Below are 14,870 nucleotides of genomic sequence, written 5' to 3'. Positions count from 1 at the left end.
TAGGGTTGGCTATATTCGAGAAGCCGTGAATGAGCAATATTCATTCACGGCTTTTTGTCGTTCCTATGCTGCACTCTACGTTACTTAAACTAGATTTCATAACAAAGGAGGCTATACCATGCTTAATGTATTCGACGTTGCACAAACGCTAGTGAATCATATACGCGAGCGTTACTCGGAGGATGTTGCTCTTATTGCCTATTACGGATCATACGCACAAGGGACAGCAACAGCACGATCGGACTTGGATTTCTTCTTCATCCCTGCATCTGGCAGAGGCTATGGTGCCAGCGTACAGTTTGTGCTGAACGACATCAGCTTTGATTTCTGGCCGATCAGTTGGGAACGCGCGGAGCGGATGGCGAAATTCGAGGAGCCGAACACGACGATCATCGCCGATTGCGAAATCTTGTATGTTCGCTCCGAGGAAGATCGAACGAAGTTTCTAAAGCTGCGCGAGACCATCGCCGAGCTCCCTCAACAGCCACAGATATTCATCGAGAAGGCTGAGTCTCAGCTGCGCGAAGTCTACGTGCATCTCTACAAAATGAGCCGACTTCAGGAAGACGACATTTCTGTCTGCCAGATTGAAGCCCACGATGTATTGAATAAGCTGGTGTATGCGCTGGCACTGCTCAATCGAACATATATGACAAGGGGGTGGGGGAAGAATCGCGAGCAGCTGCTGCAACTCCCGCTGCGTCCGGCTCGATTGGAAGAACAGATTGAATCGATCTTGCGCGCATGCTCATGCAGCGAAATCCGGGAAACCTGCGAGCAGCTTACAGATGATACAGTTGCCTTATTGACGGAACAGAGAGCAGCCCTTGCAAGCGCTCCTTCTTACTCGGACCGTGCGATAGGTTTCTACGAAGAGATCAAAGGCATCTTCGACAAAATCAGAACGGCGTGCGAGAAGAATGAGTACTCCACGGTCTCTTATTGGTCCATACGCGTGCAGGATGAAGTCGCTCGTTTTCTCTACTTTTTTGAGAAAGGGATGTGGCCCGGTTCCTTGGAAGCCGGATTATCCTATCATTCCTACTATAACGAAGCAGGCTTTCCTAATTTATTAGCACTTCTTGACCCTCATCATCTCGTTTCGCTTCATGACGCCGTCGTGCGGTTGGATCAGCATCTCGAGCAATATCTTCTGTCCCAAGGGGTAGCGATTAACCGCTTCAACAATCTCGGTCAGTTTGAACAATTTCTGAATGAACGCGTTTAAGCAGCACGGGAACGAAACGATAAGCATGCCATAACCGGCATGCTTTATTGCTTTACAGGAATGCATCGGGAGCATAGAATATAGCTTAACGTTGTACCGGGGCATATTCTACACTAGAGGGCAGGGGTCAATGTGTTCGGTGTCATGATCGTCGAGGATGAGATGCTGGTCAGAATGGGATTGAAAAACGCGATCGACTGGTCGAGCTTTGGCATGTGTGTCATTGCAGATGTAGCTGACGGGGAGTCAGCACTCGACATCTACGAGAAAGAGAAACCGGACTTGATCATTACGGACTTGAAAATGCCCGGCATGAGCGGAATGGATCTGATTGCCCGGATCAGAGAGAGGGACAAAAGCACCAAAATTGTCATCTTAACCTGCATGGAGGAGTTTGACCTCGTCAGGCAAGCGCTCCAGCTGGGGGTATCCGATTATATTCTTAAGCTCACGATGACGATCGAACAAATCAATGTCATTCTGAGCAAAATGCAGCAAGAACTGTCCGCGGACGAGAGCCGTCAGCCGTCATCGCTTCCCAAAATCAGCGATGCGAATCGACATGTAATCAAAGAAAAAATTATGAAGGATTATATACTGTACAACGGCTATTCGGAACGAGAGTTCGAAGCGCTGGTTGAGCAGTATGACTTCCATCTTCGATCGGAACGCATGATCATGTGCGTGCTCGAAATGGACCATTTTGCCAAAATCAAAAAGCTATTTAAAGATACAAACGGCCAATTGGTCAAGCATACGATGTTGAACGTACTGGACGAGATGTTCCTTCATTTTCGTAATGGAGAAGCTTTCTGCGATGACGGAGCTAAGTACATCCTTATCTTCAGCTACAACAAGCTGGCGGAGGAGCGCATCATCCGAGAAGAAGTCCTGCACATGCTAAAAGAAATTGAAACCCCTTTCAAAACCTACTTCAACGCTACGGTATCTTACGGTGTAAGCGAAATTCGATCCGGTTATGGATCCCTGCGGAGCATGTATGATCAAGCCTTGAGTGCATTGGAAGACAAGTTCTTCGGCGGTACCGGGATCTACGGTCGTTATGTCGATTTTGACAGACAGGCGGTAACACAGGAGAAAACAGAAGAAATATTGAATATGAGCGAGCGAGTAGCGGGCATGACACCGGCTTTCCTCCAAGAATATGGCGACCGTTTCCGCTCCGTAATGAAGGAGCCATCTCACTCCAGAGCAGAGGTTCTGGAGAAGTTCTGTCACCTCGTCCAGTGGACGGTCAATAGCTTGAAGTTTCAAGAAGAAGGCAGTGAGCAAGTCATTCTTGCGGTCATTCAATCGATCAGGCAGAGTGAGACACTGGATGAAATTCACCGCAGCTTCTATGATTTTCTGTCGAGCATTGCAGCGTCCAAGAGAAAGAAAAGAGTCGTCAGCAAGGAAGTTAGGCTGGCGCTCGACTATATGGAGGCGAATTACAGCAGCGATCTGTCCCTTCAGCAAGCTTCTGTCTACGTGAATTTAAGTCCGAGTTACCTGAGCAGCCTGTTTAAGAAGGAAATGACGATTAATTTCATCGATTACTTAAATGAGATTAGGATCGAGAAAGCGAAGGAACTGCTGCTGGACTCCTACTTAAAGTCCTACGAAATTGCCGAAAGCGTCGGCTTCAAGGAGAACACCTATTTCTGCAAAATCTTTAAGAAGGTAACCGGCATGACGACAGGTGAATATCGAAAACAATGGCTTGTGGAGCAGGCGGAGGAACCGGAAGGTGAAATTATCGATCAGTAAGATCAGGAGGGGCTTCTTTCGCAGTATCGGGTTTGAGCTGCTTGTCTACTTCGTTGCGATCTGGATGATTGTTATGCTTCTTGGTTCTTATCTCGTTTATAATTCCTCGATTCATATTCTGCAGAAGCGCAGCGAGAAGTACATCTTCGAGCAGTTCAGGCAATCCGAATACAATATTCAGACGCTGCAAAATGAGGTCGAGAAAATATATCGCATTTTCTTGATCGATTCTGAGGTTCAGGAGTTTCTGAAAGCGGACAATATCGAGTCCACCTATGAATCGATCGAAATGCAGCAAAATGTGTTTAAGAAAATCAGTGATTTTACAAACAGCTATAATAACAGTCTTAATTCCATCTATGTGTTCACGAAAAACAGCATTATCGGCAGCAGCAAGACGAGAAGTGTCGTCAACAGCCATGGCAACGAGCACAAGCTCATCACGTCGGGCCTGTACGATCAAGCGCTGCAAACGTACCCGAATCCGGTGTGGTACGGCGGGATTACGGAGAATTGGTACTACGATATTGTCGAAGATACGAAGGACCCGGGTTATGTCGTCAGCTTCGTAATGGGAGCGCGAGCGCTGCTGGAGTCCAAGCTTTCCTCGGTGGTTGTGTTCAATATCGACGAACGGGAGCTGCGCTCGACCTATTCCAAGTTCATCAGCTCGCCAGACGATTATATGTATATCATGGATGCCAGCGGAATGATCATCTCCAGCACACGGAATAAGGATCTAGGCCAGAGAGCCTTATTCAAGCCGGAACCCGGTGTCGATTTCAAGAGCATCAACATTACGGAAGGGCGCACCAAGAAGATGGTGGTCTATTATCGCATTCAAGAAACTGGCTGGTACGTGATCAGGGAATTCCCGCTGGAGCTCCTGCAAAGCGACGTTATTGAACTGCAGCAAGTCGTGATCTTCGTATTTGTGATCAGCTTACTTCTGATTGTCGTCGTATTTGTATTCTCGATGCGAAGAATTACGAATCCGCTCAGCAGTCTGGCACGGAAGATGAAGGATATGGGGAAAGGAAATTTGGGGATCACGCTGCCGAATATTCCGAAGAATGAGCTTGGACTTGTTATCATGCGATTCAATGAGATGTCGCTTAACATTCAGGAGCTCGTGACGAAGAATACCGAGGTGGAACGCGAGAAGAAGGAGCTGGAGATAGAGGCGCTGCAAAATCAAATCAATCCTCATTTTCTGTACAACACGCTGAACATGATCAAGTGGATGGCGATGATCAACAAAGCGGACAATATCGTCGACAGCGTCGTCGCCTTAGGGAACATTCTGCACCCGCTCTACAGCAGCAATGAGCCGATGTGCACCGTCAGAGAAGAAATGAGCTACCTTGAGAACTACATGAAAATTATGAACTGGCGGTTTAATAACAAAATCAGCTATCGGTTCGATATTCCGGAGCATCTGGTGGACTATCGCATCATCAAGTTTATTTTGCAGCCGATCATCGAGAACTCGGTTGTACACGGATTGAGCAAGCAGGTCAACCGAATTGATATCGTCATTCAGATGAAAGAGGTCAGAGACGAGCTAATTGTCCATGTCTCGGATAATGGGATAGGGATCGCGGCGGACAAGCTCACCGGGATCAAGAACGGTTTGCATCAGCCAATCTTCAATCGAGAGCAAGAGAAGGTGGCGGGAATCGGGCTGCGTAATGTAAACCGAAGGATCATGCTCAACTTTGGCGAGAAGTATGGAATTACGCTGGAAAGCAGCGAGGGATTAGGAACAGAGGTCATCATCAGACTTCCAAAGTGGATGGAATGATCGATTCATACAAACAGCGGCCCGGAAACATTTCGAGCCGCTGTTTTTTTATGTTATCTAATAATCGAACAATTTTATCGTAAAAATGTTCAACTCGCCTCGCTTACCCCGCAAACCGGATCAAATATTACCATAAATCCGTTAAATCCGCTATTCAAGCTCGATTGCTGCCCTTGTATAGTTAACTTATCAAATGAGTAAGGAGAACCAACACATGAAAACAGAGGTCAGCGTATCGTACACAGCTTCTTTAAGGAAGAAGTTTTTATCTGACAGAACGAAGCTGTTTTTGCTCGGATTGCCGATTATTTTGTTAGTTCTCGTCTTTCAATATATACCGCTGGCCGGCTGGGTATTGGCGTTCTTCGATTACAAGCCGGGCATACCGCTAGCCAAGACGCCGTTCGTCGGATTGAAGTTTTTCGAACTGATCACGACAAGCGGTAATGACCTGCTGAATGCGCTGCAGAACACACTGGCGTTCTACTTCTTAAATCTCCTTACAAGCCCATTGCCGGTCATCTTCGCCATTCTATTATCTGAGGTGAAGCATACCAGCTTTCAGCGAATTGTGCAGACGATCATCACGCTCCCTCACTTTGTAAGCTGGGTTATCGTCTTCTCACTGGCCTTCTCGGTCTTCTCCAATGATGGCCTGCTCAACGAGCTGCTGATGAATCTGCACCTGATTAAAGAGCCGACGAATCTGCTCGGTAATGGCGACGTCGTATGGATCTTTCAAACGATGCTGGGGATCTGGAAGTCGCTTGGCTGGGGAACGATTATCTACTTGGCGGCCATTATCGGAATTGATCAAGAGCTGTACGATGCCGCGCATGTGGATGGGGCAGGGCGGTTCCGCAGAATCTGGCATATCACGGTACCCGGTGTAGCACCGACATTTATTGTATTGATGATTCTGGGCATGTCCAATTTACTCTCGGTTGGGATGGAACAATATCTCGTTTTCTACAACGGATTGGTGGCTGACAAAATAACGGTGCTCGATCTGTACCTGTACCGTACCGGAATATTGAACGCCGATTACTCCTACTCGACGGCACTCGGGATGTCGAAAACCTTCATCAGCATCATCCTGCTCTTCGCAGCCAACGGCCTGGCCAAACGGATCAGAGGGTACGGAATTGTGTAGCTTAGTTTGGTACAAGGAGAGAGAGCATGAAAACGTTAAATACATCTAAATCATCATCCGGCTTGTCCAATATAGGCTTCCAAATCGTGAATTATACGATCATCACTTTGTTTATGCTTCTGTGCATTTATCCATTCTACTATATCTTCATCTACTCTATCAGCGGCTCGCAGGAGGCGATGACCGGGATCACATGGTTTCCCAAAGGATTCACGCTCGTATCCTATAGCAAGGTGTTCGAGTTTGACGGGATCTTGAGTGCAACGTTCATATCGGTTTCAAGGACTGTGCTTGGCACGCTGCTGACCACGTTCTTATGCTCGCTGTTTGCTTACTTAATGACCATTGAGCAGTTCCCGATGAGGAAATTCTTCTACCGGTTTCTGGTTATCACGCTCTATTTCAACGCGGGGTTGATTCCTTGGTATTTGCTCATGAAGAACCTGCACCTCAATGATAACTTCCTGCTCTACATCGTACCGGGTGCAATCAATGTCTTCTATATCATCCTGATCAAAACCTATATCGAGCAGCTGCCCAAGTCGCTGGAGGAATCAGCAAAGATTGACGGCGCCGGCTACTTCACGATTTATTGGAAAATCATTATGCCGATTTCTACGTCGATTCTGGCTACGATCGCGGTATTCACTGCGGTGGATCAGTGGAACAACTGGTTCGATAATTATATTCTCGTCAGCGATAAACACCTGCAGACGCTGCAATATGAGCTCTATAAGTACATTACGCAAGCATCCTCACTATCGCGGCAATCCGGGATGGAGATTAATAGAGGCGGTGCAAACGCAGTCTATATGACGCCGCAAACGGTACGCATGACGATCACGATGGTTGTTACATTGCCGATACTCTGCGTGTATCCGTTTATGCAGCGGTATTTTGTGAAGGGCATTATGATGGGCGCTATTAAAGGTTAAAGGCTAAGGATGGATTACCCGGTACGATGCGTACTGATAATCAATATTGAATGAGGAGGAAACGAAGTGAGGAGAAGAAAGGGTATCAGGGGTACTTTGATGGCAATGCTCGCTTTGTTGTTCTTGTTCTCAGCGGCTGCATGCTCGGGGTCAAACAATGGAAACTCGAACCAAGCAGTTTCGGAGAATACAGGATCAACTGATTCAGATGCGAAGGAAGCGCCTGCGCCGGAGCCGGTGACGATTACGATGCTGGTCAACCAAGCGCCTGCGGTTCCGTTTGCTGAAACCGAAGTCGGCAAAGAGATCCAGAAGAAGCTGGGCATCACAGTGGAGTGGGTAGTCGCCGAAGACGAGAAAATAAAGGTGCTGCTTGCTTCGGGAGATCTCCCGGACATCATCATGCTCAAGCCTGAGGATCAAGCGCGTGTTATCGAGGGCGGGCAAGTCATTGCCATGGATGACATGATCGAAACAAAAGGTCAGAACATCCTGAATAACGTACCTGAAGTCGTAGACTTCATGAGAAAGTTCCGCAGTAACGGCTCTAACAAGCTGTACTTCATGCCGGTGAACTCGGGGCCGGATATGATGGGCTTTGAAGCGAGCCTTGGTGTGGTTACGAGATGGGACTATTATAAAGAGCTTGGCTACCCTGCGATTACAAGTGAAGACGAACTGCTTAACATTCTTAAACAAATGCAGGATAAGCATCCGAAGACGCCTGAAGGCTACAAAACCTACGGTGTAGCAGCGTGGAATGACTGGGGATTATGGAGCTACTACATGCCGATGGCGATTCTGTACGGTTATGCCGATTGGGGCAATAACGGTTACGTTGTGAAATCCGATACGAATGAGCTCGTAAACAACTTCACAGATACTGAAGGGCCACTTTGGAAAACGGTAAACTTCTACTACAAAGCCAGAAAAATGGGGCTGCTTGATCCGGACTCCTTAACGATGCAATCCGGTGACTTCAGCGCCAAAATGGCAAACGGCTCGATTCTCTACTCTCCTGCGAGCTGGTTTAACGGCGGCTTTAACGGCAAGAACAATGCGAATGCAGTCGGCTATGCGACAATCCCGCTGGAATGGGGACATCAATGGAATGGCGCCAACCAATTGGGTTGGTTCGACAAGTCGCTCGGGATAACGAAGAACTCCAAGCATCCGGACCGCGCTATGGATCTTCTGAACTACCTTTGGTCGTATGAAGGCTCCCGCCTTGCTTACAGCGGCGTCAAAGGTACGGATTGGGATTTGGTATCAGGCGTACCGACAATCAGCGATGCGATGAATAAAGCGAAGATCGAGAACGGCGATGCGTTCAGAAACACAGGCGTTCGCGCCGCACAAACCGGTATCTACAATGGATTGGGTAACTTCGTTATCAATCCGGAAGATAAGACCGAAGTAGACTTGTTCAGCTCCGGCAAATCGTTCAACGGTCTGCTAGATCCGCTTACGAAGGATTTCAGCGATCATTACGGCGTATCTTTCCCGGCAGAAATTTTCCTCAAGAACGTAGAAGCAGGCAAGTCGATTAACCAGCAAAACATGGATACTCGTATTCCTGCTGCGCTTCCCAGCACGCCGGACGATATCTCTAGAATTGACGCCAAGCTTAAAGAATTGATGATCAAAGCCGTTGCGAAAGCAATTATGGCGGATTCCGATGCAGACTTTGATGAGATCAAGCAGAAGACGTTGGATGATCTGAAATCTAACGGAGTCGAAACCTCCAATACATGGTGGGTTAAAGCATGGGATGACACGAAAGCTGCAGTTAATCAATAAATGGCCGTGGGGCACATCGCTAAGCAGGACGCGGCGATGTGCCTCGTTTAATGAAAGGGAGAGTGGGAGTCGAAGTGGATACATGGAGGAAAGATCAGCGTTTGCAGCAGTGGTACCGCGATGCGCGTATCGGATTGTTTCTACATTGGGGGATGCATACGGGGGAGCATAAGACAGATCCGTTCGGGCAGGAATTTCGCTATATTTATGAAACGGTTGAGGCTTTCGATCAAGCTGTGGAAGAGGCAGGCTGGAATGCGCAAAGGTGGGTCAGTACGGCTGTGAAGCTTCGTGCCAAGTATATAACGCTGGCTACGTTTCACTGTCAGCAGGGTTATTTGAAAATATGGCAATCGGACGTGGCGGGGAGTCATAGCACGGGGCGGGACTATTTGCAAGAGATGCTGGATGCAGCTGAAGTTGCGGGTATCCGGATTATCGTGTATATAAACCGGGATTCGAAGAACGCCATTCACGGCGGGATCGAATGGTTGAATAAGGAGGATTATCGCGCCTATAAGCAGGATGGCACGCTTGATATTACTTCGCGTGAGGGCTATCTTGCTTATAGTATTGAGGTGATGGAAGAGTTGTTGGATCGCTATCCGAGCGTGGCCGGTTTCTGGTTCGATGGCTACCATGACAAGCTTGAAGCGCAGCACGTATTTGACAGGCTTCATCGGAAGCGGGAGGACATCATTCTCATCAACAATGATTTCAGCAAAGGGCCTGTTGAAGACGAGGATGCCATGGCGCTGGAGGATTTCGGTAAGGTATGCCAGCCGGATTATGATTGGGCAAGCGGCACATGGGTTGGACCAGGGGATAAGGAGTTTGCCTTCAAGGCCAAATGGGACTGGTGGTATTTGGGGGAAGGAAACGCTGCATGGGGCGGCTATGAGGAGAACTATGCGGACGTTCCGGACAATGCAACGCTTGTGAAGAAGATCGTTACAGTCGCAGGGACTTCTTGGAATGCCCATCTGGGGTACGGTCCGAAGATCGGCGGGGAATTTCCGGAGGTACTGGACAGCTTCACCGATCATTTTGACCGTTTCATGACTTGGGCTGAGGAGTCCATCTATGGCACGGTTGGAGGCGGCTATGATCAAGGCGGATTCCCGCCGGGATATTGGAATGAGGGGGCATATGGGATAACGACGGTCGTGCCCGGAGGGGAAACGCATTATCTGCATGTCCTTACCCCGCCTAGTGGGCAGGTTCTGATCTTGCATGATGCGGGCTATGATGTGCTTGCAGCCTCGGACTTGAGAACGGGCGAGCCGCTGCCGTTCGAGCAGAAGGATGGATATCTGATGATCGAAGTTCCATCATGGGAAACGGTTCGAGTTGATGGAGATATGGTCATTAAGTTGACTGTGGCCTCGCAAGCTCGCCTTGTCCCAACAGCGCTGCTTGTTGCCAAGGCCAGCTCTGAGCTGCCGTATGCCTCGGCTGTCAATGTGCTGAACGATAACTATCAATCTTACTTCCGAGGACTGGCGATGCGGGCATGGCCGCAATCGTTGACCTTGCAGATGACTTCAGGTGAGGCGGAATACGAATGGATGGGGCTTTGTGTCACACAGCCCGAGACCGGCGCTGTTCTTGATGGCGGCTATGCAGCTCCGATTGGCGAGCGGCTCAAAGCATATAAGCTTCATGTCAGCCAAGACGGCGTGAACTGGGGCGAGCCGATTGCATGCGGTGAACTGCATAATCAGCGCGGCATGCAGATGATTGCCTTCAAACCGGTCAGCGGGGCGACACATATTAGGCTGACCGCACTGAGTAACCACGGCGGCACGGAAACGTTCCAGCTGATTAGTTTGCGGCTGGTGCATGTTTAGTAGAGGGTTGGCGGGGAGTGAGAGGCGAGTGCGATTCGATAGGCGGATTGCCAGTCGTGAAATGCTCTAACGAACCATACGGCGCTTATATGCCCGAAAACAGACCCCAAAAAATGCTAACGAACCGTTGAGGCGCTATTTGGTGGTTTGAGGGGGAAATGGAGCCGCTTTTCCGAAATAGCGCCCGTACGGTTCGTTAGATTTTCAGAGGTGAGGAATCCAGGTGAATAACGTCCCTACGGTTCGTTAGATTTTCGCGGAATTTGGTTAGAGGATCATCTTGAGATGGCGCAGGGGAAAGCTGCTCCATCTCTTTGTTTTTAAAAAAAGGCTTGCCCATCACTAATTCATAGTTGACTTATCGGATTAATGTGTATATCATAAAACCAACAACAAATAGCAAGAAGCCTACCGGACAACCGGAGGTTTCCATAGCCGATACTCCTTTATGGGGATTGGACTGTGGAAGCCTCCGGTTTTTGGTTTGCAATCCAAGAAAAAAGGGGTTTTGAAAGATGACAACTACCACTAAATCGCTACGAGCCATCAGCTTGCTCGTGATCTCGCTTCTAAGCTTCGTCCTTATCTTATCTGCATGCGGTAAAGAGGGAAACAACGCCACGACGACTACAGGAGAAACGACGGAGACAACAACAGATGCCCCTAAAAGCACCAAAGAAATTCGTATCGGCTATCAGAAATACGGCACGGTTAATATTCTCAAAGCGCAAGGGACGCTGGAGAAACGTTACGAGTCCGAAGGCTACAAAGTGACGTGGACGGAGTTCCCGGGCGGACCGCAATTGCTTGAAGCACTTAATGTTGGCAGCATTGATATCGGGCACACCGGAGAAGCGCCGCCAATCTTCGCGCAAGCTGCCGACACGCCTCTTGTCTACCTGTCCCACGAGCCTGAAAGCCCGAAGAGTGAAGGGATTATCGTTCCGAAGGATTCCAAGATAGCGACACTCGCTGACCTGAAGGGCAAGAAAATCGCCTTGAACAAAGGTTCCAATGTTCACTATCTGCTTGTCAAAGCACTGGAGAAAGCAGGCGTGGATTACAAGGATATCACGACTGTATTCTTGAAGCCCGGTGATGCCAGAGTTGCGTTCGAGAACGGAAGCGTTGATGCATGGGTGATCTGGGATCCGTTCCTGGCTGCGGCTCAGACGGCAACCGGGGCGAAGCTGCTTACGGATGGAGAAGGACTTGTATCGAATATCGAATTCTATCTGGCTTCGCGTACATTCGCAGAAGCGAATAAACCGGCTATCGATTCTTTCATCGACGAGTTGAACAAGGTTGACGAGTGGTCCAAAGCCAATCAGAAAGAAGTGGCAGCACTTCTATCACCGCAGCTCGGCATCGACATTCCATCGCTTGAGCTCGCATCGGGCCGCAGAGATTACGGCATATCGCCGATCGACGACGCCATTATCGAAGCGCAGCAGAAGATTGCGGATACGTTCTTCAACCTGCAGCTGATCCCGAAAGAAATTCAGGTTAAGGATGCCACACTGAAATAATGGACTGAAATAATCGAACATTTGAATGTAGATGAAAGGGTGATTGAAATGGAAGTATTCTGGTTTATTCCGACACATGGAGATGGGCGTTATCTGGGTTCTGCCGAAGGAGCCCGCGCCGTTGATGCAACGTATATGAGGCAAATCGCGCAAGCTGCAGATCGACTTGGTTACAGCGGTGTTTTACTGCCGACAGGGAGCTCATGCGAGGATGCGTGGGTAGTGGCTTCTTCGCTCATATCGGCTACGGAGAAGCTTAAGTTTCTCGTTGCCCTGAGACCGGGCCTTATGTCACCGACCTTATCGGCCAGAATGGCTGCCACGTTCGATCGGCTTTCCGGAGGGAGATTGCTCGTCAATGTCGTGACAGGGGGAGACCCGGTAGAACTGGCGGCAGACGGCTTGTTCCTCGGGCATGATGAACGCTACGATCTGACGTCGGAGTTTCTGGAAGTATGGCGCAGGGAGCTCGAGGGAGAAACCGTTGATTTCGAAGGCACTCACCTGAAGGTAGAAGGCGGCAAAGTTCTCTATCCACCGGTTCAGAAACCTTATCCACCGCTCTATTTCGGCGGATCATCGCCGGCTGCGCAGGAAGTCGCAGCTGACCATATCGACGTCTATCTCACTTGGGGCGAGCCCCCGCAGGAAGTAGCGGAGAAGCTGGATCGTGTTCGTAAGTTGGCAGCAGAGCGTGGCCGCGAGGTTCGTTTTGGCATTCGTCTGCATGTCATCGTCCGCGAAACGTCCGAAGAAGCGTGGAAGGAAGCCGATCGCCTAATCAGCAAAGTCGATGAAGAAGCGATAGCAGCGGCCAAGAAGGTGTTTGCCCGTTACGATTCGGAAGGGCAGCAGCGGATGACGCGACTTCATGGCGGAGATCGAAGCCATCTAGAAATTTATCCGAACCTGTGGGCAGGTGTGGGCTTAGTCCGCGGTGGAGCTGGAACAGCGTTAGTAGGCAATCCCGCTGAAGTGGCTGCACTGATGCAGGAGTATGCCAATCTAGGTATCGATACATTCATACTATCGGGTTATCCGCATCTCGAGGAAGCTTACCAATTCGCTGATCTCGTATTCCCGCTTTTGCCTTTGAATCGATCAGCTACGGTGCAAGGCCCGACCTCGACCAGTCCGTTCGGCGAGCTTATCGCGAACTCGATCAAGCCGTCGGAACGAGCGCCGGTCAGCTAGGAGGGGAAGCAGATGAAGAGTCCAGCAGATAACAAGTGGAAAACCAGAACGCTATCCGTAGGACTTGAATGGGTCATTCCGATCCTGGTCGTGGTGCTGTGGCAATGGCTCGGAAGCGTGGGATGGATATCCTCCCGCATCTTGCCGACGCCGGTATCCGTACTCGAAGCAGGCGCTAAGCTCGTGCGAAGCGGAGATTTGTTCATCTATATCGGGGACAGCACGCGTCGTGCACTGATTGGTTTTGCAATTGGCGGCGGCATCGGTTTTGTCCTGGCCATACTGAACGGCTTGCTTCCATTATCGGAGAAGCTGACGGATTCCAGTATCCAAATGATCCGTACAATCCCGCATTTATCTCTTATTCCGCTTATCATCGCTTGGTTTGGCATTGGCGAACAAGGTAAAATTTTTCTAGTCGCATTGGGAGTAGCTTTCCCCATCTATCTGAATACGCTCCATGGCATAAGGTCGATTGATCCCGGCTTAATCGAGATGGGTCGGACTTATGGTTTGAGAGGGTATTCCCTATTTCGAACGATTATTTTTCCGGGTGCGCTTCCGTCCATCCTAGTTGGCCTTCGATTCGCGCTCGGCATTATGTGGATTACGCTGATCGTATCCGAAACGATATCCTCGAACAGCGGTATTGGCTATATGGCCATGAATGCCCGTGAGTTCTTCCAGATGGATGTCGTCGTGCTCAGCATCGTCATCTATGCTTTGCTCGGCAAGCTCTCGGATTGGATGGCAAAGCTGATGGAAAGGAGCTGGCTGAAATGGCATTCGCACTTCCGTCCAGGAAAATAAGCATCGAACCCGAAGAGAAGACGCCGCTGGTCGTGCATGAGGCACCTCGCGGGCTTCAAGTAGACGTTCGGAATGCAGGCGTTCGCTTCGGCGATCTCGCCGTTCTGAGCGAATTGGAATTATCCATTCCATCCGGGCAATTCTTAGCCGTTGTGGGCAGAAGCGGCTGCGGCAAGAGCACGCTGCTGCGGCTGCTTGGCGGGTTGGAAGCCGCATCGCAAGGTTCGGTGACTTTCGGCGGTAAAACCACTTCCGGACTAAATTCGGATGTGCGGGTGATGTTTCAAGACGCTCGATTACTGCCGTGGAAATCGGTCCTCGACAACGTTCGAATCGGCGTGCCAGGGGGCGATCGCGCGAAAGCTATGGATGCGCTTGAACTCGTTGGACTCGCGGATCGTGCGAAGGAGTGGCCATCTGTGCTGTCGGGAGGGCAGAAGCAGCGTGTTTCACTGGCAAGGGCGCTCGTCGGAGACCCGAGTCTGCTGCTGCTTGATGAACCGCTCGGTGCGCTCGATGCGCTTACTCGAATTGAGATGCAGCAGCTGATTGAGCGGCTGTGGAGGGAGAGGCGATTTACTGCCGTCCTCGTGACGCATGACGTCAGTGAGGCCGTCGCTCTCGCCGATCGCGTGGTGCTGGTGGAGAACGGCACCATTGCGCAGGATGTCTCCATCGCCTTGGCGCGCCCGCGCGAGAAGGACAGCGGATTTACCCATTATGAGAACACCATCTTAAATCGCGTACTTGCGAGGCGGCAGCCGGACGGTGATCGTAACGGGTTCTCGATTTAAATT

Annotated in this window: 11 protein-coding genes; all 11 read left to right on the top strand. The window is 49.9% G+C overall.

Annotated features, from left to right (window positions below; all coding sequences use genetic code 11):
- The first annotated feature begins 118 nt into the window (after positions 1 to 118).
- The 11 genes from AC0YNS_RS18370 (at position 119) to AC0YNS_RS18320 (ending at position 14,867) form a co-directional block, all read left to right on the top strand.
- Positions 119 to 1,228, top strand: coding sequence for a nucleotidyltransferase domain-containing protein (locus AC0YNS_RS18370; protein ID WP_475782408.1), 1,110 nt, complete (start codon positions 119 to 121; stop codon positions 1,226 to 1,228).
- Positions 1,229 to 1,360: 132 nt separating this feature from the next.
- Complete coding sequence (locus AC0YNS_RS18365) at positions 1,361 to 2,998, top strand: response regulator (RefSeq protein WP_475782407.1); 1,638 nt, start codon at positions 1,361 to 1,363, stop codon at positions 2,996 to 2,998.
- A complete protein-coding gene (locus AC0YNS_RS18360) occupies positions 2,979 to 4,802 on the top strand; it encodes a cache domain-containing sensor histidine kinase (protein ID WP_475782406.1) in 1,824 nt (607 codons plus the stop codon). Before AC0YNS_RS18365 ends, AC0YNS_RS18360 begins: the two co-directional genes overlap by 20 nt.
- A 214-nt stretch (positions 4,803 to 5,016) precedes the next feature.
- Entirely contained in the window at positions 5,017 to 5,955 is a 939-nt protein-coding gene (locus tag AC0YNS_RS18355) for an ABC transporter permease (protein ID WP_475782405.1), read from the top strand.
- A 26-nt stretch (positions 5,956 to 5,981) separates the two neighbouring features.
- On the top strand, positions 5,982 to 6,890 hold the full coding sequence (locus AC0YNS_RS18350) for a carbohydrate ABC transporter permease (protein ID WP_475782404.1): 909 nt from the start codon (positions 5,982 to 5,984) through the stop codon (positions 6,888 to 6,890).
- A 66-nt stretch (positions 6,891 to 6,956) separates the two neighbouring features.
- Positions 6,957 to 8,690, top strand: a complete 1,734-nt coding sequence (locus AC0YNS_RS18345) for a type 2 periplasmic-binding domain-containing protein (protein ID WP_475782403.1) — start codon at positions 6,957 to 6,959, stop codon at positions 8,688 to 8,690.
- 74 nt (positions 8,691 to 8,764) lie between these two features.
- Complete coding sequence (locus AC0YNS_RS18340) at positions 8,765 to 10,540, top strand: alpha-L-fucosidase (protein WP_475782402.1); 1,776 nt, start codon at positions 8,765 to 8,767, stop codon at positions 10,538 to 10,540.
- 515 nt (positions 10,541 to 11,055) lie between these two features.
- Positions 11,056 to 12,069: a sulfonate ABC transporter substrate-binding protein gene (locus tag AC0YNS_RS18335; protein ID WP_475782401.1), complete on the top strand. Its 1,014-nt coding sequence runs from the start codon at positions 11,056 to 11,058 to the stop codon at positions 12,067 to 12,069.
- A 48-nt stretch (positions 12,070 to 12,117) separates the two neighbouring features.
- Entirely contained in the window at positions 12,118 to 13,263 is a 1,146-nt protein-coding gene (gene ssuD, locus AC0YNS_RS18330) for an FMNH2-dependent alkanesulfonate monooxygenase (protein WP_475782400.1), read from the top strand.
- 12 nt (positions 13,264 to 13,275) lie between these two features.
- Positions 13,276 to 14,073, top strand: a complete 798-nt coding sequence (locus AC0YNS_RS18325) for an ABC transporter permease subunit (RefSeq protein ID WP_475782399.1) — start codon at positions 13,276 to 13,278, stop codon at positions 14,071 to 14,073.
- On the top strand, positions 14,043 to 14,867 hold the full coding sequence (locus tag AC0YNS_RS18320; protein WP_475782398.1) for an ATP-binding cassette domain-containing protein: 825 nt from the start codon (positions 14,043 to 14,045) through the stop codon (positions 14,865 to 14,867). Before AC0YNS_RS18325 ends, AC0YNS_RS18320 begins: the two co-directional genes overlap by 31 nt.
- The last annotated feature ends 3 nt before the right edge of the window (positions 14,868 to 14,870 follow it).

It is taken from the genome of Paenibacillus sp. J22FR21, assembly GCF_056269135.1.
This window is presented reverse-complemented; position numbering and strand designations above follow the sequence as displayed.